General features: G+C 69.1%; 18 protein-coding genes and 1 pseudogene. 7 read left to right on the forward strand and 12 right to left on the reverse strand.

Features of this window, described 5'->3' with window-relative positions; all coding sequences use genetic code 11:
* Positions 1-420: 420 nt before the first annotated feature.
* Positions 421-1,023, forward strand: coding sequence for a phosphatase PAP2 family protein (locus tag ACWFRJ_RS32010; protein WP_453538770.1), 603 nt, complete (start codon positions 421-423; stop codon positions 1,021-1,023).
* Here ACWFRJ_RS32010 and ACWFRJ_RS32015 read toward each other — a convergent pair.
* The 8 genes and pseudogenes from ACWFRJ_RS32015 to ACWFRJ_RS32050 all read right to left on the reverse strand — a co-directional run.
* Positions 1,011-2,015 (reverse strand): annotated as a pseudogene (locus ACWFRJ_RS32015) (chitinase); the annotation flags it as partial. The gene ACWFRJ_RS32010 and the pseudogene ACWFRJ_RS32015 sit on opposite strands and share 13 nt — an antisense overlap.
* 287 nt (positions 2,016-2,302) lie before the next feature.
* Positions 2,303-2,818 carry a hypothetical protein gene (locus ACWFRJ_RS32020; protein WP_453538772.1) on the reverse strand — a complete coding sequence of 172 codons (516 nt, stop codon included), beginning with the start codon at positions 2,816-2,818 and terminating at the stop codon, positions 2,303-2,305.
* Between the two features lie 152 nt (positions 2,819-2,970).
* Positions 2,971-4,389, reverse strand: a complete 1,419-nt coding sequence (locus ACWFRJ_RS32025; protein WP_453538775.1) for an NAD(P)/FAD-dependent oxidoreductase — start codon at positions 4,387-4,389, stop codon at positions 2,971-2,973.
* A gap of 52 nt (positions 4,390-4,441) precedes the next feature.
* Positions 4,442-5,245, reverse strand: a complete 804-nt coding sequence (locus ACWFRJ_RS32030; protein WP_453538778.1) for an ABC transporter permease — start codon at positions 5,243-5,245, stop codon at positions 4,442-4,444.
* Positions 5,245-6,183, reverse strand: coding sequence for an ABC transporter permease (locus ACWFRJ_RS32035; RefSeq protein ID WP_453538781.1), 939 nt, complete (start codon positions 6,181-6,183; stop codon positions 5,245-5,247). The genes ACWFRJ_RS32030 and ACWFRJ_RS32035 overlap by 1 nt, the downstream gene beginning before the upstream one ends.
* A complete protein-coding gene (locus ACWFRJ_RS32040; protein ID WP_453538784.1) occupies positions 6,180-7,352 on the reverse strand; it encodes an ABC transporter ATP-binding protein in 1,173 nt (390 codons plus the stop codon). Before ACWFRJ_RS32040 ends, ACWFRJ_RS32035 begins: the two co-directional genes overlap by 4 nt.
* A 48-nt stretch (positions 7,353-7,400) precedes the next feature.
* Positions 7,401-8,645, reverse strand: coding sequence for an ABC transporter substrate-binding protein (locus ACWFRJ_RS32045; protein WP_453538786.1), 1,245 nt, complete (start codon positions 8,643-8,645; stop codon positions 7,401-7,403).
* Positions 8,646-8,716: 71 nt separating this feature from the next.
* The gene (locus tag ACWFRJ_RS32050; RefSeq protein WP_453538789.1) at positions 8,717-10,219 is read right to left on the reverse strand and encodes a gamma-aminobutyraldehyde dehydrogenase; all 1,503 of its coding nucleotides are present in this window, start codon (positions 10,217-10,219) and stop codon (positions 8,717-8,719) included.
* 205 nt (positions 10,220-10,424) lie between these two features.
* On the opposite strand from ACWFRJ_RS32050, the gene ACWFRJ_RS32055 reads away from it, so the two are divergent.
* On the forward strand, positions 10,425-10,985 hold the full coding sequence (locus ACWFRJ_RS32055; RefSeq protein ID WP_453538792.1) for an NADAR family protein: 561 nt from the start codon (positions 10,425-10,427) through the stop codon (positions 10,983-10,985).
* 117 nt (positions 10,986-11,102) lie between these two features.
* Here ACWFRJ_RS32055 and ACWFRJ_RS32060 read toward each other — a convergent pair whose 3' ends face one another.
* Positions 11,103-11,573 carry a DUF4190 domain-containing protein gene (locus tag ACWFRJ_RS32060; RefSeq protein ID WP_453538795.1) on the reverse strand — a complete coding sequence of 157 codons (471 nt, stop codon included), beginning with the start codon at positions 11,571-11,573 and terminating at the stop codon, positions 11,103-11,105.
* Between the two features lie 341 nt (positions 11,574-11,914).
* Between ACWFRJ_RS32060 and ACWFRJ_RS32065 the strand changes: the two genes are divergently transcribed.
* The 4 genes from ACWFRJ_RS32065 to ACWFRJ_RS32080 all read left to right on the forward strand — a co-directional run bounded on the left by ACWFRJ_RS32065 (position 11,915) and on the right by ACWFRJ_RS32080 (position 15,328).
* Positions 11,915-12,991 (forward strand): adenosine deaminase, encoded by a 1,077-nt coding sequence (locus ACWFRJ_RS32065; protein WP_453538798.1) that lies wholly within the window; start codon positions 11,915-11,917, stop codon positions 12,989-12,991.
* Positions 12,992-13,024: 33 nt separating this feature from the next.
* Positions 13,025-13,723 carry a glycerophosphodiester phosphodiesterase gene (locus ACWFRJ_RS32070; RefSeq protein ID WP_453538801.1) on the forward strand — a complete coding sequence of 233 codons (699 nt, stop codon included), beginning with the start codon at positions 13,025-13,027 and terminating at the stop codon, positions 13,721-13,723.
* Between the two features lie 30 nt (positions 13,724-13,753).
* The gene (locus ACWFRJ_RS32075) at positions 13,754-13,921 is read left to right on the forward strand and encodes a hypothetical protein (protein ID WP_453538804.1); all 168 of its coding nucleotides are present in this window, start codon (positions 13,754-13,756) and stop codon (positions 13,919-13,921) included.
* A 201-nt stretch (positions 13,922-14,122) separates the two neighbouring features.
* A complete protein-coding gene (locus tag ACWFRJ_RS32080; RefSeq protein WP_453539391.1) occupies positions 14,123-15,328 on the forward strand; it encodes a serine hydrolase domain-containing protein in 1,206 nt (401 codons plus the stop codon).
* Here ACWFRJ_RS32080 and ACWFRJ_RS32085 read toward each other — a convergent pair.
* Together ACWFRJ_RS32085 and ACWFRJ_RS32090 are read right to left on the reverse strand one after the other, a co-directional pair.
* Positions 15,294-15,938 (reverse strand): class F sortase, encoded by a 645-nt coding sequence (locus ACWFRJ_RS32085; RefSeq protein WP_453538807.1) that lies wholly within the window; start codon positions 15,936-15,938, stop codon positions 15,294-15,296. The genes ACWFRJ_RS32080 and ACWFRJ_RS32085 overlap by 35 nt on opposite strands.
* Complete coding sequence (locus ACWFRJ_RS32090; RefSeq protein ID WP_453538810.1) at positions 15,935-16,756, reverse strand: hypothetical protein; 822 nt, start codon at positions 16,754-16,756, stop codon at positions 15,935-15,937. Before ACWFRJ_RS32090 ends, ACWFRJ_RS32085 begins: the two co-directional genes overlap by 4 nt.
* 166 nt (positions 16,757-16,922) lie before the next feature.
* On the opposite strand from ACWFRJ_RS32090, the gene ACWFRJ_RS32095 reads away from it, so the two are divergent.
* Complete coding sequence (locus ACWFRJ_RS32095; protein ID WP_453538813.1) at positions 16,923-17,393, forward strand: hypothetical protein; 471 nt, start codon at positions 16,923-16,925, stop codon at positions 17,391-17,393.
* Between the two features lie 40 nt (positions 17,394-17,433).
* On the opposite strand, the gene ACWFRJ_RS32100 is transcribed toward ACWFRJ_RS32095, so the two are convergent.
* Positions 17,434-18,633 (reverse strand): polyamine ABC transporter substrate-binding protein, encoded by a 1,200-nt coding sequence (locus ACWFRJ_RS32100; RefSeq protein ID WP_453538815.1) that lies wholly within the window; start codon positions 18,631-18,633, stop codon positions 17,434-17,436.
* Positions 18,634-18,647 lie beyond the last annotated feature (14 nt).

Here is an 18,647-nt window from a genome sequence, read left to right on the forward strand (position 1 = left end):
CGCCCTGACGTGTGTGTACCTCGTGCGGTGCCAGAGTCGTGACCTGGGGTGACCGTCAGGGCGTGTGAAGAAGGTGTGCGGGCCCCATGTCGGGTTACCGTTCCGCCTGTCGGCCCGCCACCACCTGACGTACGGTTTCTGCAGATGAGAGAAACACCCCGCTCACAGGGGACTGTGGGCGACACCGGGACGGAGCCTCCCCAGCCCCGTCTTGGTCGTGCCATCGCGCACACACCCGGAGCTTCTGGCTTCGGAACTCCTCACCGATCGGATGGCCGCCCGCCCCACACCCCCCGGGGCGCGCGGAACACCGGTCAGGACGGCCGCCCCGGAACTACCCCCCCTGTTCCCGGGCGGCCGACCACTTTCTTCTTCCTCTTCTGCCTCTGCGCGCTGTTCTTCGCGCTCATCACCTGGCAAGTGATCGCCGACGGCCCCCTGCGCGAAGCGGACGAGCGGCTCGGCCCCTGGATCACCGGAAGCCGTCTCCCGGACGGTGCGGCGGAACTCCTCGCCGATCTGGGCGGGGTCACCGTCGCCGTGCCGTTCCTCGCCGTGGTCATCGCCTACGCCGGATGGCGCGCCCGCGCTGCCGGTACGTACCGCTGGTGGCTGGCCCCGGTGGCCGCCGCCGTGGCCATTGCGGCGGTCCCGGCGCTCGTGATCCCGCTCAAGGAACTGATCGGCCGCACCGCCCCGCCCGGCATGGACGGCAGCGGCTACTACCCCTCGGGCCACACCGCCACCGCCATGGTCGCCTACGGCGGGGCGGCGCTGCTCCTGCTCCCCTGGCTGCACGGCACGTACGCACGGCGTGAACTGCTCATCGCCTGCGCCCTGTTGAACTTCGGGGTCGGACTCGGGCTCGTGCGCCGCGGGTATCACTGGCCGCTGGACGTCGTGGCCAGCTGGTGCCTGTTCGGGATGGTGCTTCAGGTGATGGTGCTCGTGGTGGCGCGGTACGGACGCCGCGCCGAGGAAGACGAAGAAGAAACGGAAGCGGACGCGGCTCAGCCGAAGTAGCCGTCGAAGTTCTTCGAGAACTCCCAGTTGTTGTGACGGTCCCAGTTGATCGACCAGGTCATCAGGCCGCGCAGTCCCGGCCAGGTGCCGTGTGTCTTGTACGAGCCGCAGTCGGTGCCCTTCGTCAGGCAGTTCAGGGACTTGTTGACCTCGGCCGTGGAGACATGGCCGTTGCCCGCGTTCGTCGAGGCGGGCATGCCCATGGCCACCTTCTCCGGAGGCAGCGCGGGGAAGACGTTGTTCGCGTCGCCCGCCACCGGGAAGCCCGTGAGCAGCATGTCGGTCATCGCGATGTGGAAGTCCGCGCCGCCCATGGAGTGGTACTGGTTGTCCAGGCCCATGATCGGGCCGGAGTTGTAGTCCTGGACGTGCAGCAGCGTGAGGTCGTCGCGCAGGGCGTGGATGACCGGGAGGTAGGCGCCGGCGCGGGGGTCCTGGCCGCCCCACTTTCCGGTTCCGTAGAACTGGTAGCCGAGCTGCACGAAGAAGGTCTCGGGCGCCATCGTGAGCGTGAAGCCGCTGCCGTACTTGGCCTTGAGAGTTTTGACGGCCGAGATGAGGTTCACGATCGACGGCGTCTTGGGGTTCTTGAAGTCCGTGTCGTCGGCGTTCAGCGAGAGGGAGTGGCCCTCGAAGTCGATGTCCAGGCCGTCGAGTCCGTACTCGTCGATGATCGCGGAGACCGAGGAGACGAAGGTGTCGCGGGCCTGGGTGGTGGTCAGCTGGACCTGGCCGTTCTGGCCGCCGATGGAGATCAGGACCTTCTTGCCCGCCGCCTGCTTGGCCTTGACCGCGGCCTTGAACTCGTCCTTGGACTCGACGCCGGGGCACTCGGTCTGCGGACAGAGGCTGAAGCGGATGTCGCCGGACGTGGCGGAGGTCGGCTCACCGAAGGCGAGGTCGATGATGTCCCAGCTGTCGGGGACGTCCGAGAGCCGGGTGTAGCCGGACCCGTTGGCGAAGCTCGTGTGCAGATAGCCGACCAGGGCGTGGTCGGCGGCGGCCTTCGGCACTGGACCCGCCGTGGGGCCCGCCGTGGGGCCCGTCGAGGCGCCCGCCGAGGCCTCGGCGGCGAGCAGGCCGGACGCGGCGAGCGCGCAGGCCGTGGCCGCTGCCACGGTGAGACGTCTGATGCGGCGCGTGAAAGGACGTGTGAGGGGACGCGTGCGGGGACGCGGCGATGAACGGTCCACAACTTCCTCCGGACATGGGGGGGGATGGGAGGGTGGGCCGCTCAATTTGGTCCAGACCAATCAAGTTGTCAAGGTCCCGTCAAGAACTACTCCCCCAACCGCTCGGGCTCCCCCGGCTGCCCCCGCGGCTGCTCCCGCGACTGCTCCCGGGGCGCCAGCTGCGCCGCAGCCTCGTGCATCGCGAGTTCGAGAAGCGCCGGATCCGTCAGCGTGCCCGAACCGTCGGGCGGGACCAGCCAGCGCACGCCACCCGTGGAACGCCCCGGGTAGGGCACCACGATCCAGGTGCCGAGGCCCGCGCCGCGCACCCCCGTGCCGATCCAGCGGGCCACCGTGCCCGCGGGCACGAAGAACCCCATGCGGGAGTCGCCGAAGTCGGCGAGTACCGGGCCCGGACGGTCGATGCAGCAGGTCAGTACGTCGAGCGTGGGATAACCGAGCTCACCGGGAAGGATGAGTACGTCCCAGAGCTTGCCCGCAGGAAGGAGCGCGACCCCCAGCGGATTGCGCTCCCATTCCCAGCGGCAGGCATCCGGTTCCGGCGCCACCGACACGAGCCATTCGACCGCCGACTTCGCCCCCGAGCCAGTCACGTCAGTCATGGCGGGACCTCCCTCTCTCCTGTGCGACAGCTGTACTTGTCACAGGAGAGAGGGAGCTCGGGCCGGAGCATTACGCGGGTTCCGGGAACTTGTTGACGAACAGTCGATAGAGCGAGTGCCGAAGCTGCTCGGACCGGTCGGCTTCGGACCGGTCAGCTGTCGAAGCCCAGGCCCAGCTTGTCCATCGTCTTCAGCCACAGATTGCGCCTGCCGCCGTTCTCGTCCGCCCTGGCCAGGGACCACTTGGTCAGGGCCACGCCCGTCCACGCGAACGGCTCGGGCGGGAACGGCAGCGGCTTCGTGCGCACCATCTCCAGGGACGTACGTTCCGTGCGCTCGCCGGAGAGCAGGTCCAGCATGACGTCGGCGCCGAAGCGGGTGGCCCCGACGCCGAGCCCGGTGTAGCCCGCCGCGTACGCGACCCGTCCCGCGTGGGCCGTGCCGAAGAACGCCGAGAAGCGCGAGCACGTGTCGATCGCGCCGCCCCACGCGTGGGTGAACCGGACCCCCTCCAACTGCGGGAAGCACGTGAAGAAGTGGCCCGCCAGCTTCGCGTACGTCTCGGGGCGGTCGTCGTGCTCGGCGCGCAGCTTGCCGCCGAACGGATAGATCGCGTCGTAGCCGCCCCACAGGATGCGGTTGTCGGCGGAGAGCCGGAAGTAGTGGAACTGGTTGGCGCTGTCGCCGAGGCCCTGCCGGTTCTTCCAGCCGATGGCCGCGAGCTGCTCCTCGGTCAGTGGCTCCGTCATGAGGGCGTAGTCGTAGACCGGGACGGTGTACGCCCGCACGCGCTTGACCAGCGAGGGGAAGATGTTCGTGGCGAGCGCGACCTGGCGGGCGCGGATCCGGCCGTACGGGGTGCGTACGGCCATCCCGGCGCCGGACGAGACGAGTTCGAGCGCGGGCGTGTGCTCGTAGAGGCGTACGCCCTTCTCCAGGCAGGCGCGCTTGAGGCCCCAGGCCAGCTTCGCCGGGTGGAGCATGGCGACGCCCTCGCGGTCCCAGAGGCCGCCGAGGAAGGTCGGTGAGTCGACGTGCGCGCGCAGGGCGTCCGCGTCGAGCAGCTCGGAGCCGTCGGCGAGGCCGTGCTCCGCCATCTCCTCGTACATCTCGCGCAGTTCGGTGAGCTGGTGCGGCTGCGTGGCCACGTCGATCTCTCCGGTGCGCTCGAAGTCGCAGTCGATGGAGTAGCGCTTGACGGCCGCCTCGATCTCGTCGAGGTTGCGGGCGCCGAGCTCCTCCAGCTTCGCGATCTCGCCGGGCCAGCGGGACAGGCCGTTGGAGATGCCGTGCGTGAGGGACGCGGCGCAGAAGCCGCCGTTGCGCCCGGAGGCGGCCCAGCCCGCCTCGCGGCCCTCTACCAGGACCACATCGCGGTCCGGGTCGCGCTCCTTGGCGATCAGCGCGGTCCACAGTCCGCTGTAGCCGCCGCCGACGACGAGCAGGTCGCACTGCTCGTCGCCGGTGAGGGCGGGCTCGGCACGGGGTTTGCCGGGGTCGTCCAGCCAGTACGAGAGGGGCTGGGCGTCGGCGAGAGACTTGGTCCAACGGGTCATGGCGCCTGGGGCCATGATTTCCACTCCTTCAGAATTCTTACCGGGATACCGGGACCGGGTTACCGGGTTACCGGGATTGCTTGTTGCGGCGCTTTCCGACGATCATCCCGCCGAGCACCAGGATCACGGCGACAAGGAACATCGCCGTACCGATCACATTGATCTGAACGGGCGTACCGCGCTGCGCCGATCCCCAGACGAACATGGGGAACGTCACGGTCGAGCCCGCGTTGAAATTCGTGATGATGAAATCGTCGAAGGAGAGCGCGAAGGCGAGCAGCGCGCCCGCCGCGATTCCCGGTGCGGCGATCGGCAGCGTGACCCGGACGAAGGTCTGCACGGGGCCCGCGTAGAGGTCCTGCGCGGCCTGTTCCAGGCGCGGGTCCATGGACATCACGCGCGCCTTGACGGCGGTCACCACGAAGCTGAGGCAGAACATGATGTGGGCGATGAGAATCGTCCAGAAGCCCAGCTGGGCGCCCATGTTCAGGAAGAGCGTGAGCAGCGAGGCGGCCATGACGACCTCGGGCATAGCCATCGGCAGGAAGATCAGCGAGCTGACAGCGCCGCGCGCCCGGAAGCGGTAGCGCACGAGCGCGAAGGCGATCATCGTGCCGAGCACGGTCGCGCCGATGGTCGCCCAGGCCGCGATCTGCAGGCTCAAGCTGAGCGATCCGCACATGTCGGCGACGCCGCAGGGGTCCTTCCAGGCGTCGAGCGAGAATTCCTGCCAGGCGTAATTGAAGCGCCCCTTCGGCTTGTTGAAGGAGAACACCGTCACGACGACGTTCGGGAGCAGCAGATACGCGAGGGTGAGCAGACCCGCGATGACGACGAATTTGCCGCGGAACCAGCGGAAGAAGGCAGCCATCAGACGAGATCCTCCGTCCCGGACTTACGGATGTAGAAGGTGACCATGACGAGGATCGCCGCCATCAGGATGAAGGAGAGCGCCGCGGCCGTCGGGTAGTCCAGAATGCGCAGGAACTGCGTCTGGATGACGTTGCCGACCATGCGGGTGTCGGTGGAGCCGAGCAGGTCCGCGTTGACGTAGTCGCCCGCCGCCGGGATGAAGGTGAGCAGCGTGCCGGAGACGACGCCCGGCATGGAGAGCGGGAAGGTCACCTTGCGGAAGGTCGTGGACGGCTTCGCGTAGAGGTCGCCCGCCGCCTCGTGCAGCCTGCCGTCGATGCGTTCGAGCGAGGTGTAGAGCGGCAGGATCATGAACGGCAGGAAGTTGTACGTGAGTCCGCAGATCACCGCGAGGGGTGTGGCGAGGACCCGGTCACCTTCCGTGACGCCGAGCCAGCTGGTGACGTCGAGGACGTGCAGCGTGTTGAGGGCGCCCACGAGGGGGCCGCCGTCCGCGAGGATCGTCTTCCACGCCAGCGTACGGATGAGGAAGCTGGTGAAGAACGGCGCGATGACCAGGACGAGGATGAGGTTGCGCCAGCGGCCCGCGCGGAACGCGATCAGATACGCCAGCGGATAGCCGAGCAGCAGACACAGGACCGTGGCGGCGCCCGCGTACATCACCGAGCGCAGGAACTGCGGCCAGTAGTCGCTCAGCGCGTCCCAGTAGGTGGCGAAGTGCCAGGTGACCTTGAAGCCGTCTTCGAGGGAGCCGGTCTGGACGGACGTCGACGCCTGGTAGACCAGCGGCAGCGCGAAGAAGACGACGAGCCAGAGGATGCCGGGAAGCAGCAGCCAGTAGGGGACGAGACGGCCGCGCTTGCGGACCTTGCGCGGCGCCTCGTCCGGCTCGTCCGGCTCTGGTGTCGGGGGCGCCTTGGTGAGGGTCGTCGTCATGCGGAGGCGTCCTCCTCGACCTTCTCGACTCCCGCGTCGATGTCCTGGGCGGGGTCGAGGCCGAAGGTGTGGGCCGGGTTCCAGTGCAGGACGACCTCGGTGCCGGGGACCAGGCGGGTGTCGCGCTCGATGTTCTGGGCGTAGACCTCGAACGCGTCGCAGAGCGGGCTGTTGATATGGATGACGTACTGCGTCGACACACCGATGAAGCTGCTGTCGGCGATGCGGCCCGTGATGCGGTTGCGCCCCTCGGGGATCTGCCCCGCGTCGTCGGCGTGCGTGAGGGAGATCTTCTCGGGGCGTACGCCGAGGATGACCTTGCCGCCGGTGGTGGTGGGCGCCGTACATCGCGCGGCGGGCAGGACGAGCTTGCCGTCACCGGCCTTGAGGGTGAGGTCGTCACCGCTGCGGCCCGCGATCTCGGCCTCTATGAAGTTCGACGTGCCCAGGAAGTTGGCGACGAAGGTGGTGCGGGGGTTCTCGTAGAGGTCGGCGGGGGCGCCGAGCTGTTCGACGCCGCCCGCGTTCATCACCGCGACCTGGTCGGCCATCGTCATGGCCTCCTCCTGGTCGTGCGTGACGTGGATGAACGTGATGCCCACCTCGGTCTGGATGCGCTTGAGTTCGAGCTGCATCTGGCGGCGCAGCTTGAGGTCGAGTGCGCCGAGCGGCTCGTCGAGGAGCAGCACCTTGGGGTGGTTGATCAGGGCGCGGGCTACGGCGACGCGCTGCTGCTGGCCGCCGGAGAGCTGGTGCGGCTTCTTGCGGGCCTGCTCGCCGAGCTGGACGAGGTCGAGCATCTCGCCGACCTGGCCCTTCACCGACTTGATGCCGCGCCGGCGGAGGCCGAAGGCGACGTTCTCGAAGATGTCGAGGTGGGGGAAGAGCGCGTACGACTGGAAGACCGTGTTGACGGGCCGCTTGTACGGCGGCAGCGCCGTGACGTCCTGCTCGCCCAGGTGCACGGTGCCCGAGCTGGGCTCCTCCAGGCCCGCGATCATGCGGAGCGTGGTGGTCTTGCCACAGCCGGACGCGCCGAGCAGCGCGAAGAAGGAGCCCTGCGGCACGGTGAGGTCGAGCGGGCGGACGGCCGTGAAGGAGCCGTACGTCTTGCTGATCCCGGTGAGGCGGACGTCGCCGCCGTGTTCTTTGGCAGTAGCAGTCGTCATGGTGCGTCCAGGGGGTCGAGGGGATCGGATCGGGACGAGGGAATCGGGTCAGGCACCGGTCAGCTTGGCGAACTTCTCCTCGTACGCCGTCTCTTCCTTCGGCGTCAGCGAGCGGAACCCGTGGGACTTCGCGGCCATCTCCTTGTCCGGGATGATCAGCGGGTTCGCGGCGGCTTCCTTGTCGAGCTTCGCCAGCTCGGGGCGCACACCGTCCACGGGGCACACGTAGTTGATGTACGCGGCGAGCCGGGCTGCGGGCTCGGGCTCGTAGTAGTAGTCGATGAGCCGTTCGGCGTTGCGCTTGTGGCGCGCCTTGTTCGGGACGAGCAGGTTGTCCGTGGACGTGATGTAGCCCTGGTCCGGGATGTGGAAGGCGATGTCAGGGTTGTCGGCCTGGAGCTGGACGATGTCGCCCGCCCAGCCCAGACACGCGGCGAGGTCGCCCTTGTCGAGGTCCGACGTGTAGTCGTTGCCCGTGAAGCGGCGGATCTGCTTCTTGTCGACGGCCTTCTGGAGGCGGGCGATGGCCGCGTCGAAGTCGTCGTCGGTGAACTTCGCCGGGTCCTTGCCCATGTCGATGAGCGTCATGCCCACGCTGTCGCGCATCTCGGAGAGGAAGCCGACGCGCCCCTTGAGCTTGGGGTTGTCCAGGAGCTGCGACACGGAGGTGATGTCTTCGCCGTCGGTCGCCTTCTTGTTGTACGCGATGACGGTGGAGATACCGGTCCAGGGGTACGAGTAGGACCGCCCCGGGTCCCAGTCCGGGTTGCGGAACTGGGCCGACAGGTTGGTGTACGCGTGCGGCAGGTTGGCCGGGTCGAGTTTCTGGACCCAGCCGAAGCGGATGAGCCGGGCCGCCAGCCAGTCCGTGACGCAGATGAGGTCGCGCCCGGTCTCCTGGCCCGCCGCGAGCTGCGGCTTGATCTTCCCGAAGAACTCGACGTTGTCGTTGATGTCCTCGGTGTACTTGACCTTGATCCCGGTGCGCTTCGTGAACGCGTCCAGGGTGGGACGGCGTTGATCGTCGTCGACGTCCATGTACTCGGTCCAGTTGGAGAAGTTGATCTGCTTCTCCTTGGCCGAGTGGTCGTCGGACGAGACGTCGCCCTGCCCCTTGCTCGCTGCCGGGATCCCGCAGGCGCTGAGTGCGCCGAGACCGCCGACGGCGAACGCGCCGCCCGCGGAGGCGCGCAGCAGGGAGCGGCGGGTGAGGGCGGCCCTGCCGTTCCTGAGGCTGCGGTGCATGGCGGCCAGTTGGGCCGGGGAGAGAGGGTCGGGCTCGTACTGCTCCATGCGCTTGGTTGCCCTTTCGGGAGGATGGGCGGCCACTGGTCGGGGGCGGCCTTCCAGCTGTCGGCTGTCGGCTATCGGTCCCCGAAGATCGTCCGGTGCCAGTCCTTGCGGACGACCGCGGTGTTGTCGAACATGACGTGCTTGATCTGGGTGTACTCCTCGAAGGAGTAGGCGGACATGTCCTTTCCGTAGCCGGATGCCTTGTATCCGCCGTGCGGCATCTCGCTGAGGATCGGGATGTGGTCGTTGACCCACACACAGCCCGCCTTGATCTCGCGCGTCGCCCGGTTGGCACGGAAGACGTCGCGGCTCCAGGCCGATGCGGCGAGACCGTACGGAGTGTCGTTCGCGAGCCTGATGCCTTCGTCGTCGGAGTCGAAGGGCAGCACGACGAGCACCGGACCGAAGATCTCGGCCTGCACGATCTCGCTGTCCTGCGCGGCGTCGGCGATGAGGGTGGGCTTGTAGAAGGCCCCGGGGTGGTCGAGCGCCTCGCCGCCGGTGACCACGCGCGCGTAGGAGCGCGCCCGGTCGACGAAACCGGCGACGCGGTCGCGGTGGACGTGCGAGATGAGCGGCCCGAGGTCGGTGTCGGGGGCGAAGGGGTCACCGAGCCGTACGCTCCGCATGAGCTCGGCGACACCTTCTACGAAGGCGTCGTAGAGCGGCCGTTGCACGTACGCGCGCGTGGCGGCCGTGCAGTCCTGCCCGGTGTTGATGAGCGCCCCCGCGACCGCGCCGTGCACGGCGGCTTCGAGATCGGCGTCGTCGAACACGACGAACGGCGCCTTGCCGCCGAGCTCCAGATGCAGCCGCTTCACGGTGGAGGTGGCGATCTCCGCGACGCGCTTGCCGACGGCGGTGGACCCGGTGAAGGAGGTCATGGCGACGTCGGGGTGCCCCACGAGCCGCTCGCCCGCGTCACGTCCGGCGCCGCTGATGATGTTGACGACACCGTCCGGGATGCCCGCCTCGGTGGCCGCCTGCGCGAAGAGGAGCGAGGTGAAGGGGGTGAGCTCGGCGGGCTTGAGGACGATCGTGTTGCCCGCGGCGATGGCGGGGAGCACCTTCCAGGCGGCCATCTGGAGGGGGTAGTTCCAGGGCGCGATGGAACCGACGACACCGATGGGCTCACGCCGTACGTACGAGGTGTGGTCGCCGGAGTACTCACCGGCCGACTGGCCCTGCAGATGCCGGGCCGCTCCCGCGAAGAAGGCGGCGTTGTCGACGGAGCCCGGTACGTCGAACTCCCGGCTGAGTTTGATGGGCTTGCCGCACTGGAGCGACTCGGCCTGCGCGAACTCCTCCGCGCGCTCGGCCAGTACGCCCGCGAAGCGGTGCATGGCGTCGGAGCGCTCACCGGGGGTCGCGCCCGCCCACTCGGGGAAGGCGTGCGCGGCGGCGGCGACAGCGGTGTCGACATCCTTCTCGCCCGCGAGTTCGTACCGGTGGACCTCGTCGCCGGTGGCCGGGTCGACGACGGCGTGCGTGCGCCCCGATGTGCCCTCGGTCAGCCGTCCCGCGATGTACTGCGCGCCCGCCGCGAAGTGGTCCTGCGCCTGGAAGTTGTGCATGACGCTCTCCTCCGCCGTCGTCCCCGTACGAGGGGTCGGCGTAGCTCCAGATCGATTTGAGTGCCGATCCTGACAGAGCAGAGGTACTCCAACAAGTGATTCCGTTGTTGCCTTTTGGTTACGCGACGGAATCTGTCGACCAGGTGTCGAGTCGTCCTGGAAAACCCAGGACGGAGTGTCAGTGGTGCGTGCCAGACTCGCGTGCATGACGAAGATCGACTCGGTGGACGCGCTGGTCCGCGCGGTGCGTGCGGGGGAACAGGTCGAGTACCTGCACTTCTGGGGTCACACCCCGCGCCGGGACGGGTCGCTGGGCGGGAGCTGCTTCAGCCAGTGGTGGCAGTCGCCGTTCACCGTGGACGGGGTGGAGTACGGGACGGCTGAGCACTGGATGATGGCCGCCAAGGCCCGCCTCTTCTCCGACGCGGACGCGGAGACCGCGGCCCTCACCGCACGCACGCCCGCCGAGGCGAAGAAGGCGGGACGCCTGGTGCGGGGCTTCGACGGGGCGATATGGGAGCGCGAGCGGTTCAGGATCGTGGTCGAGGGCAGCGTCCACAAGTTCGCGTCGACCGATGCGCTCCGTTCGTTCCTGGTGGGCACGGGGTCGCGGGTGCTTGTCGAGGCGAGCCCGACGGACCGCATCTGGGGCATCGGCCTGGCGGCCGACGATGAGCGAGCCCAGGATCCGGAGAGGTGGCGGGGGCCGAACTTGCTGGGGTTCGCGTTGATGGAGGCGCGGGAGTGGCTTCGAGACGCGGGGTAATGGGCGGGTGGGTGGGAGACATCCGCCGCGAAGCGGCGGTTCAGGCCGACGCAGAAGGCGCCCCGCCAGTAAGAAGCGGTTCAGGCCCACGCAGGAGGCGCCCCCGCCAGCACGCGCTCAGGGGCTGACAGCTACGGACGCGGAGTATCCGCCGTCGCCCGAAGCCCCGTCCTCCTCGAACGCATCGCCCGGCGTCACGATCAACACCACCAGCAGAGCCACCGCCAGGACGATGCCCACGACACCGCAGATGATCCCGGCCAGCGCCTGCCCGGAGTTCGTCGCCTCGCCGCGCCGCGCCCTGCCGCGCCCGATCGCCCCGAAGATGATCGCGAGGATGCCGAGCACGAGCGCCAGGGGCCACAGGCAGAAACCGGCGGCCGCGATGATCCCGAGGACCAGAGAAGCCACGCCCATCCCGTTGGCAGGCGTCATCGGCATCGCGGGCCAGCCGTACCCGGGCGGGCCCTGCCCCTGGTAGCCCTGGTACCCCTGATAGCTCTGGTAGCCCTGCTGGCCGCCCGGAAACCCGGGGTACCCGTACGGGACCTGACCGGGCCCCTCGGGCCCGACCGGAGGCGGCGGCACAGGCTCACCACCCGCCGGAGGACCCGCCGGAGGCGCATAGGGCCCGGCACCCGGTCCCGTCGGCTGCTCATACGCGGACGGCGCGGACGGCGCATACGGCGCCGCCCAAGAATTCCGCTTCTCCAGCGGCAGCGCCCCCGCATCATCCGCCGGCGGAGCCCAAGGGTCCCGGTCCCGCCCCTCGGACGCACCCGACCCCGCCGAACCGTCGGACATGCCGCGCTCACCTCTTTCGTACGTTCCGTCATGCTACGGCCACCGCCCTCGGCCGAAGCCCCCCGGCCTAGGATGATCCCGACTTACCCGATCAGCCGATCACATCCGTTCCTGGGGAGGAAACCGTGACCGATCCGAGCAGCGCCCGTGAGCCACGCGACCAACGCGACCGACGCGACCCGCATGCCTTCATCGCCGGACTGCCCAAGGCAGAACTGCATGTGCACCATGTCGGCTCGGCATCTCCCCGCATCGTCTCGGCCCTCTCCGCCCGCCACCCCGACTCCACGGTTCCCACGGACGTGGAGGCCCTCGCCGACTTCTTCACGTTCACGGACTTCGCCCACTTCATCCAGGTGTACCTCTCGGTCGTGGACCTGATCCGCACCCCGGACGACGTGCGGCTGCTCACGTACGAGATCGCCCGCGACATGGCCCGGCAGAACATCCGCTACGCCGAGCTGACCGTCACCCCCTTCAGCTCCGTGCGCCGCGGCATCGACGACCGCGCCTTCATGGACGCCATCGAGGACGCCCGCAAGTCGGCCGAGGCGGACCTCGGTGTCGTACTGCGCTGGTGCTTCGACATCCCCGGCGAGGCCGGGCTCGAATCCGCCGAGGAGACGGTGCGGCTCGCGACCACCGACAAGCTGCGCCCCGAGGGCCTGGTCTCCTTCGGGCTCGGCGGGCCGGAGATCGGCGTGCCCCGGCCGCAGTTCAAGCCGTACTTCGACCGCGCGATCGCGGCGGGCCTGCACTCCGTCCCGCACGCGGGCGAGACCACAGGGCCCGGCACCGTCTGGGACGCCCTCACCCACCTGCGCGCCGAGCGCATCGGCCACGGCACGAGCGCCGCCCAGGACCCCGAGCTCCTCGCGCACCTCGCCGAGCACCGCATCCCGCTCGAGGTCTGCCCGACGTCGAACATCGCGACCCGCGCCGTCGCCACCCTCGACGAGCACCCCCTCAAGCAGTTCGTCGCCGCCGGGGTCCCGGTCACCATCAACTCCGACGACCCGCCCATGTTCGGCACCGACCTCAACAACGAGTACGCGGTCGCCGCCCGCCTCCTCGACCTCGACGAGCGGGGCGTCGCGGACCTGGCGAAGAACGCCGTCGATGCGTCCTTCCTCGACCCGGCGGGCAAGGCGAAACTGGCCGCGGAGATCGACACGTACACGCGGACCTGGCTCGCTCCCTAGGTCCGCCGCCACAACCGGCACCACAATGGGCCCATGCGCACCGTGACAGCCGTGGCCCACCGAGGCGATCCCTACCGCGTCCGCGAGAACACCGTCGCGTCCCTGCGCTCCGCACTGGAGCGGGGCGCGGACGCGGTGGAGATCGACGTCCGCCTCAGCCGTGACGGCGTCCCCGTCCTGCTGCACGACGCGACCCTCAAGCGCCTGTGGGACATCGACCGCCCCCTCTCCACGCTCTCCGCGGACGAGGTGCACGGCCTCACCGAAGGCGGCGTACCCACCCTGGAGGAAGCCGTCGCGGCGACCGAAGGGCGTCGGCTCATGGTGGATCTGCCGGGCGCGACGCCGCAGTCCGTGCGCGCGGTCGTCGGCGCCGTCGCCGACTGCGGGGCGGCGGAGCGGACGTACTACTGCGCGGGCGCCCGGACGATGCTCGCGGTGCGCGCGGCGGATCCCGCCGCCGAGATCGCCCTGACCTGGACGAGCCTCGCCCCGCCGCGCCGCGCCGTGCTCGACGCGATCAAGCCGCGCTGGCTCAACTACCGCTTTTCTCTGCTCCACCGCGAACTGGCCGTCCAGGTGCGGCGCCAGGGGCTCCTCGTCTCGGCCTGGACCCCGGACACGAAGCGCTCGATGCGCCGCCTCCTCGACATCGGCGTCGACTCGATCACGACCAACCGCGTCGACACGCTGCACGCCTTGCTCACGCGGCCTGGGGGCGCACTCTCGTAGCCGGACCATCCCTCAACTAGCTTGTGGGGCATGGGGAACAGCGAGGACGACAAGCGGGAAGAACCGCTCTTCGTGTACGAGCGCGACGAGCGGGGCTACCGCGGCCACCGGCTCAATCCGAGGCATCCCGTCGGCCGCATGCTGACCATCGCTCTCTTGGTCGGCATCGTCCTGGTCATCCTGCTGATGGCGACGTGACGGCCGCTCATCGAGCGCGATCCGGGCGAGGCCCCTAGGGGAGACAGCACCAACGCCCCTGACACGTATAGGTGTTGACCCCTCAGGGCCCACCGCACCCCCGCCCTCCCCAGTGAGGATCCGCCCCGCACGGCCGATCACCAGGATGGACAACACCAGTCCCGCACCGCAGCCACCTGGAGTCGCACCGTGCAGTTCCGCATCCGTACCCGTACTGCCCGCACCGCTCTCGCCGCCGCCCTCGTCCTCGGCCTCACCGGCGCCGCGACCGCCCCCGCCCTCGCCCACTCGCGCACATCGGCCGTGACAGCGCCCACCGATGCCTCCGCGCCCGACAGCAAGGCGCTGCGCGACGCGATCAAGGGGCTCCCGAATGCCGACGCGACCGCCGCACTCGTCCGTGTCGGTGGCCCGGAGGGGACCTGGCGCGGCAGTTCCGGCGTGCACGACCTGGTCACGGAGCGGAAGGCCGATCCGCACGGACGCTTCCGCGCCGGGTCGATAACGAAGATCGTGACCGCGGCCGTGGCGCTCCAGCTCGCCGCCGATGGAGATCTTGACCTCGACAAGCCGGTGCAGCACTACATGCCGGACCTGTTCCCGAAGCAGAAGTCGAAGGAGAAGGACAAGAGGTTCAAGCCCATCCCCGTCCGCAGCCTCCTCAACTACACCAGCGGTCTGAAGTCCGGCGACGGCTTCGACGACGAATACGCCCACCGCTTCGACACGTTGAAGCCGCAGACGGTCGTCGCATCGGCCATCGCCAAGGGGCCCGAGCACGCACCCGGCGCCGAGCAGCACTACCGGAACATCGGCTACACCGTGCTCGGCCTGCTGATCGAGCGGGTCACCGGCGACTCGTTCGCCGATCAGGCCGCCCAGCGGATCTTCAGACCCCTCCACCTGCGCGACACCTACTTCCCCGGCGCCGATCCCCGCATCCACGGCCCGCACAATCGCGGCTACCAGAGCATGAAGCAGCCTGACGGCACCACTCGCTTGGTCGACGTCACCGAGTGGAACCAGTTCGACCGCTTCGCGGCGGGCGACATGATCTCTTCCACCGCCGATCTGGAGGTCTTCACGCAGGCGCTGTTCGGCGGAGAGGTGGTGCCTCAGCCTCAGTTGAAGGAGATGTTCACGCTGCCGAAGCTGGGGCCGGGCGTCCCGGAAGCCATGTTCGGCGCGGGGCTCCAGCGGTTCGAGATCGGCGGCAAGGTCATCTGGCTCAAGACCGGCTCCCGCTACGGCTACACGAACATGATCGCCTCCACCGAGAACGGCTCACGCACCCTCGTCTACTCGGTCAACGCGACCGACGCCAAGGGCACGGACATGAACCCGATCGCCGAGCGGATCGCCATGGCCGCCTTCACTCCACGCCCGTCATCTTCGCGAACACCGTGACGTTGTTGGGGTAGTAGTGCCGGTCCGCGTCGAAATCGCCGCCGCAGGTGATCAGGCGCAGACCCGCGTGGTCGATGTCCCCGTACACCTTCAGGGTGGGGAATTCCTTCTTCGGGTACTCCTCGACGCGGTCCACAGTGAAGGTGACCGTCTTCCCGTCCTCGCGTGTCACCTCGACGGTGTCTCCGGCCTTCATCGTCTTCAGCCCCTTGAAGACCGCGTCAGCGCCGTTCCAGGTCACGTGTCCGGCGATCACCGCCGGGCCCCGGGAGCCGGGAGTGGGGCCCGGTTCGTACCAGCCCGCCAGTTCGGGGTTCTTCGGCGTCGTCATCGCCCCGTCCCCGTTCTGCCCCAGCGTCTCCAGCTCGCTCGACACCCCGAGGGAGGGGATGACGACCCGCTCGGGCACGGACCGGGCCAGGTCGGTGGCGACCTGGCCGGACCCCGTCGACGGTGTGCTGCCACCCTCCTCCGCCGCACTCCCCTTCGTACTCCGGGCCGGGGTCGCCTGCGGGGCGGCCGTGTCCTGGCCCGCGCATGCGCCGAGCAGCAGAGCCGCCGCGAAGGCGGCGATCACGGGTGCGCAGGCACGCCGGACCGAGCGGCTCACGCGGAATTCCTGGTCTTGACGACCGCGGCAACGGGCGTCGATGCCCTCCGCCGACGCGCGAGAACCAGCACACCGGCGGCCGTCAACGCCGCAGCCCCCGCGGTACCGATCACGGCGCCGGGATTCGTGCCGCCCGCGGAAGCCCCGCCGCCGGTCTCGACCCCGCCGACGGGCACGGAACCGACCGCCGCGCCCTTGACCACACCGCAGTCGGTCGGAGCGGTGGCCTCCTGGGGAAGCTTCGGGTCGAGTTCGCTCTTGCCGGCGCCCTCGAAGTCGTACGTGCCGTTGTCGTTGCGGTCGACGCCGTGCTGCACGATGTGCAGGTCCTTGATGTGATCCACCACGTCCTGCCCGACGGTGATGGTCCGCTTGTAGGAGACCTTGCCCTGCGCGTCGGCCACCGGCATCCGGTCCACGGCGAGTCCGCTTCCCGCGTCGGTGCCCCCGGAGACGGTCAGCGAGATGTTGATGTCGCCGTAGTGGACGGTGGCCTCGGTGTTGTCGAGGATGCCGTCGCCGTTGGTGTCGTCGCCGTCGTCGGGGCACTGGAAGTCGTGCCCGTCGGTGGATCCGTGCAGGTGCTGCGCTGAGGGCTGGCCCGGCACCATGCCCTCGGACTTGATCCACACGGTCAGCGCGTTGCCGCGCAGGCTCAGGAGGGCCGTCCCCGTGGAGCCGGAGTCGTTCAGCTGCGCAAGGTCGATCTGGTAGGCCGGGGTGTCCGCCGCGAACACCGGGGGCGAGACGGCCACGGTGAGGAGGGCGACGGGCAGAGCGGCGAGCGCCGCGAGAAGGCCGGTTCGCTTGGGCATCACGTTCGTTCCTTTTCCGCGGCACCCGAACGGGACGGCCGCACGTCGCAGTTACCTATGGAACGCAAGGCGACTCCTGGGTGTTCAATGCGAGGGAGCGCTCGCCGACGAGCTGACGGAACCGACAGAGCTCACGGAGCCGACGGAGCCGACAGAAAAGAGAGTTGCAGTGGCGGCCGGATGGGACTGGGACGGCGACGAGAACCTGCTGCGGTTCCACGCCCCATGCGAATGGGACGCCGCGTATGAGCGCGGCAGAGTCCGCCGCATGGGCTCCGCAGCGATCGGACTGGCCTTCAACTGCCCCTTGACCGAGGCCTCGCCCCGCATCGTCAAGGCGATGCACTTGCCGGACAGGGCGGAACATGGCTTCGCGTTCACCGCGGCAGGGGCCGCCGCCCGGCTCAACGGCGAACTGACGCCGGAGCTGTACGAGGCGCTGCGCGCGGAAGGCCACGCGGGCCTCGCAGGAGACGCCATCGACGACACGCTGACCTTCGTACCGTTCCGCGAGCTGCCGCCCTGGCTCAAGTGGCGATGGGCGTGGACGGGGGTGCGGGACAAGCTGGTGGGCCGGTGGATCCGGTCGGTGGAGGCAATCGGGGACGCCTGGCGGGCCCTACGCCGAAACCGCTCCTGACCAGCCCTTTCCCTATCCTCTATCCCCTACGCCCCCGCCCCTACAACCCCGCGATCGCGTTCCACCTCTTCGCGAACTCCGTCCGCTCCTCCGACGTGATGTCCCGCGCGATCGCGAGCCGCTTCCGCATCGCGTCGTCCGGGAAGATCAGCGGGTCCTCGGCGAGCGAGGCCAGTTCCTTGTCCTTGGAGGAGGCGAGGATGTCGCGCGCTGCCGGTACGGGGCAGACGTAGTTGACCCAGGCGGCGAGCTCGGCGGCCACCTCGGGCTCGTAGTAGTAGTCGATGAGCCGTTCCGCGTTCCGCTTGTGGCGGGCCAGGTTGGGGATCATCAGGGACTCGGCCCACAGCTCTGCGCCCTCCTGGGGGACCACGAACTCGATGTCCGGGTCGTCCGCCTGGAGCTGGATGACGTCGCCGCTGTAGGCCTGGCAGGCGAGGACGTCCCCGCTCGACAAGTCCTTGATGTAGTCGTTGCCCGTGAAGCGGCGGATGTGTTTCGAGGCCACCAGCTTCTCCACCCGGTCGCACACCCGGTGGAAGTCGTCGGCCTTCCACTTGGTGATGTCGACGCCGTCGCCCTGCATGAGCAGCGCGAACGACTCGTCGAGCCCGGACAGCAGCGTGACCCGGCCCTTGAGGTCGTCGGCCCACAGGTCGGAGACGTGGCTGATCTCCCGGCCGACCTTGCGCCTGTTGTACGCGATGCCGGTGATGCCGGACTGCCAGGGCACCGTGTTCTTGCGGCCGGGATCGAAGCTGGGGGAACGCAGCAGCGGGTCGAGGTACTTGGTGACGTTCGGCTGCCGGGCGCGGTCCATCTCCTGCACCCAGCCGAGCCGCACGAAGCGGGCGCACATCCAGTCGCTGATGACGATGAGGTCGCGGCCGGTCTCCTGGTGGTTCATCAGGGACGGGCTGATCTTGCCGAAGAACTCGTCGTTGTCGTTGATCTCCTCCGTGTAGCGGACGTCGATGCCGGTCCGCTTCTCGAAGGCGTCGAGCGAGGGCCGCTTCGTCGCGTCATCGTCGTCGGTGTCGATGTAGAGCGGCCAGTTGGCGAAGGTCAGCGCCTTGTCCCGCAGTGAGCGGTCCCCGGCCGCGCGCTCGCCGGGTCCGATGTACGCGGCGGGCACACCGCAGCCCGCGAGCGTACTGACGGCGGCCCCGCCGCCGATGGCACGCAGCAGGGACCGGCGGGAGACTCGGGAGACTGAGGAGGCACTGGGGTTCGCTCGCACCCCGGCAGCATGCG

Source organism: Streptomyces sp. NPDC055239, from assembly GCF_053606205.1.

Bases quoted from the DNA above. Each gene is read 5' to 3' on its own strand.
- ACWFRJ_RS32075 (WP_453538804.1), top strand. From the start codon at position 13,754: ATGGGGAACAGCGAGGACGACAAGCGGGAAGAACCGCTCTTCGTGTAC.
- ACWFRJ_RS32040 (WP_453538784.1), bottom strand. From the start codon at position 7,352: ATGACGACTGCTACTGCCAAAGAACACGGCGGCGACGTCCGCCTCACC.
- ACWFRJ_RS32020 (WP_453538772.1), bottom strand. From the start codon at position 2,818: ATGACTGACGTGACTGGCTCGGGGGCGAAGTCGGCGGTCGAATGGCTC.
- ACWFRJ_RS32070 (WP_453538801.1), top strand. From the start codon at position 13,025: ATGCGCACCGTGACAGCCGTGGCCCACCGAGGCGATCCCTACCGCGTC.
- ACWFRJ_RS32045 (WP_453538786.1), bottom strand. From the start codon at position 8,645: ATGGAGCAGTACGAGCCCGACCCTCTCTCCCCGGCCCAACTGGCCGCC.
- ACWFRJ_RS32050 (WP_453538789.1), bottom strand. From the start codon at position 10,219: ATGCACAACTTCCAGGCGCAGGACCACTTCGCGGCGGGCGCGCAGTAC.
- ACWFRJ_RS32030 (WP_453538778.1), bottom strand. From the start codon at position 5,245: ATGGCTGCCTTCTTCCGCTGGTTCCGCGGCAAATTCGTCGTCATCGCG.
- ACWFRJ_RS32035 (WP_453538781.1), bottom strand. From the start codon at position 6,183: ATGACGACGACCCTCACCAAGGCGCCCCCGACACCAGAGCCGGACGAG.
- ACWFRJ_RS32055 (WP_453538792.1), top strand. From the start codon at position 10,425: ATGACGAAGATCGACTCGGTGGACGCGCTGGTCCGCGCGGTGCGTGCG.
- ACWFRJ_RS32025 (WP_453538775.1), bottom strand. From the start codon at position 4,389: ATGGCCCCAGGCGCCATGACCCGTTGGACCAAGTCTCTCGCCGACGCC.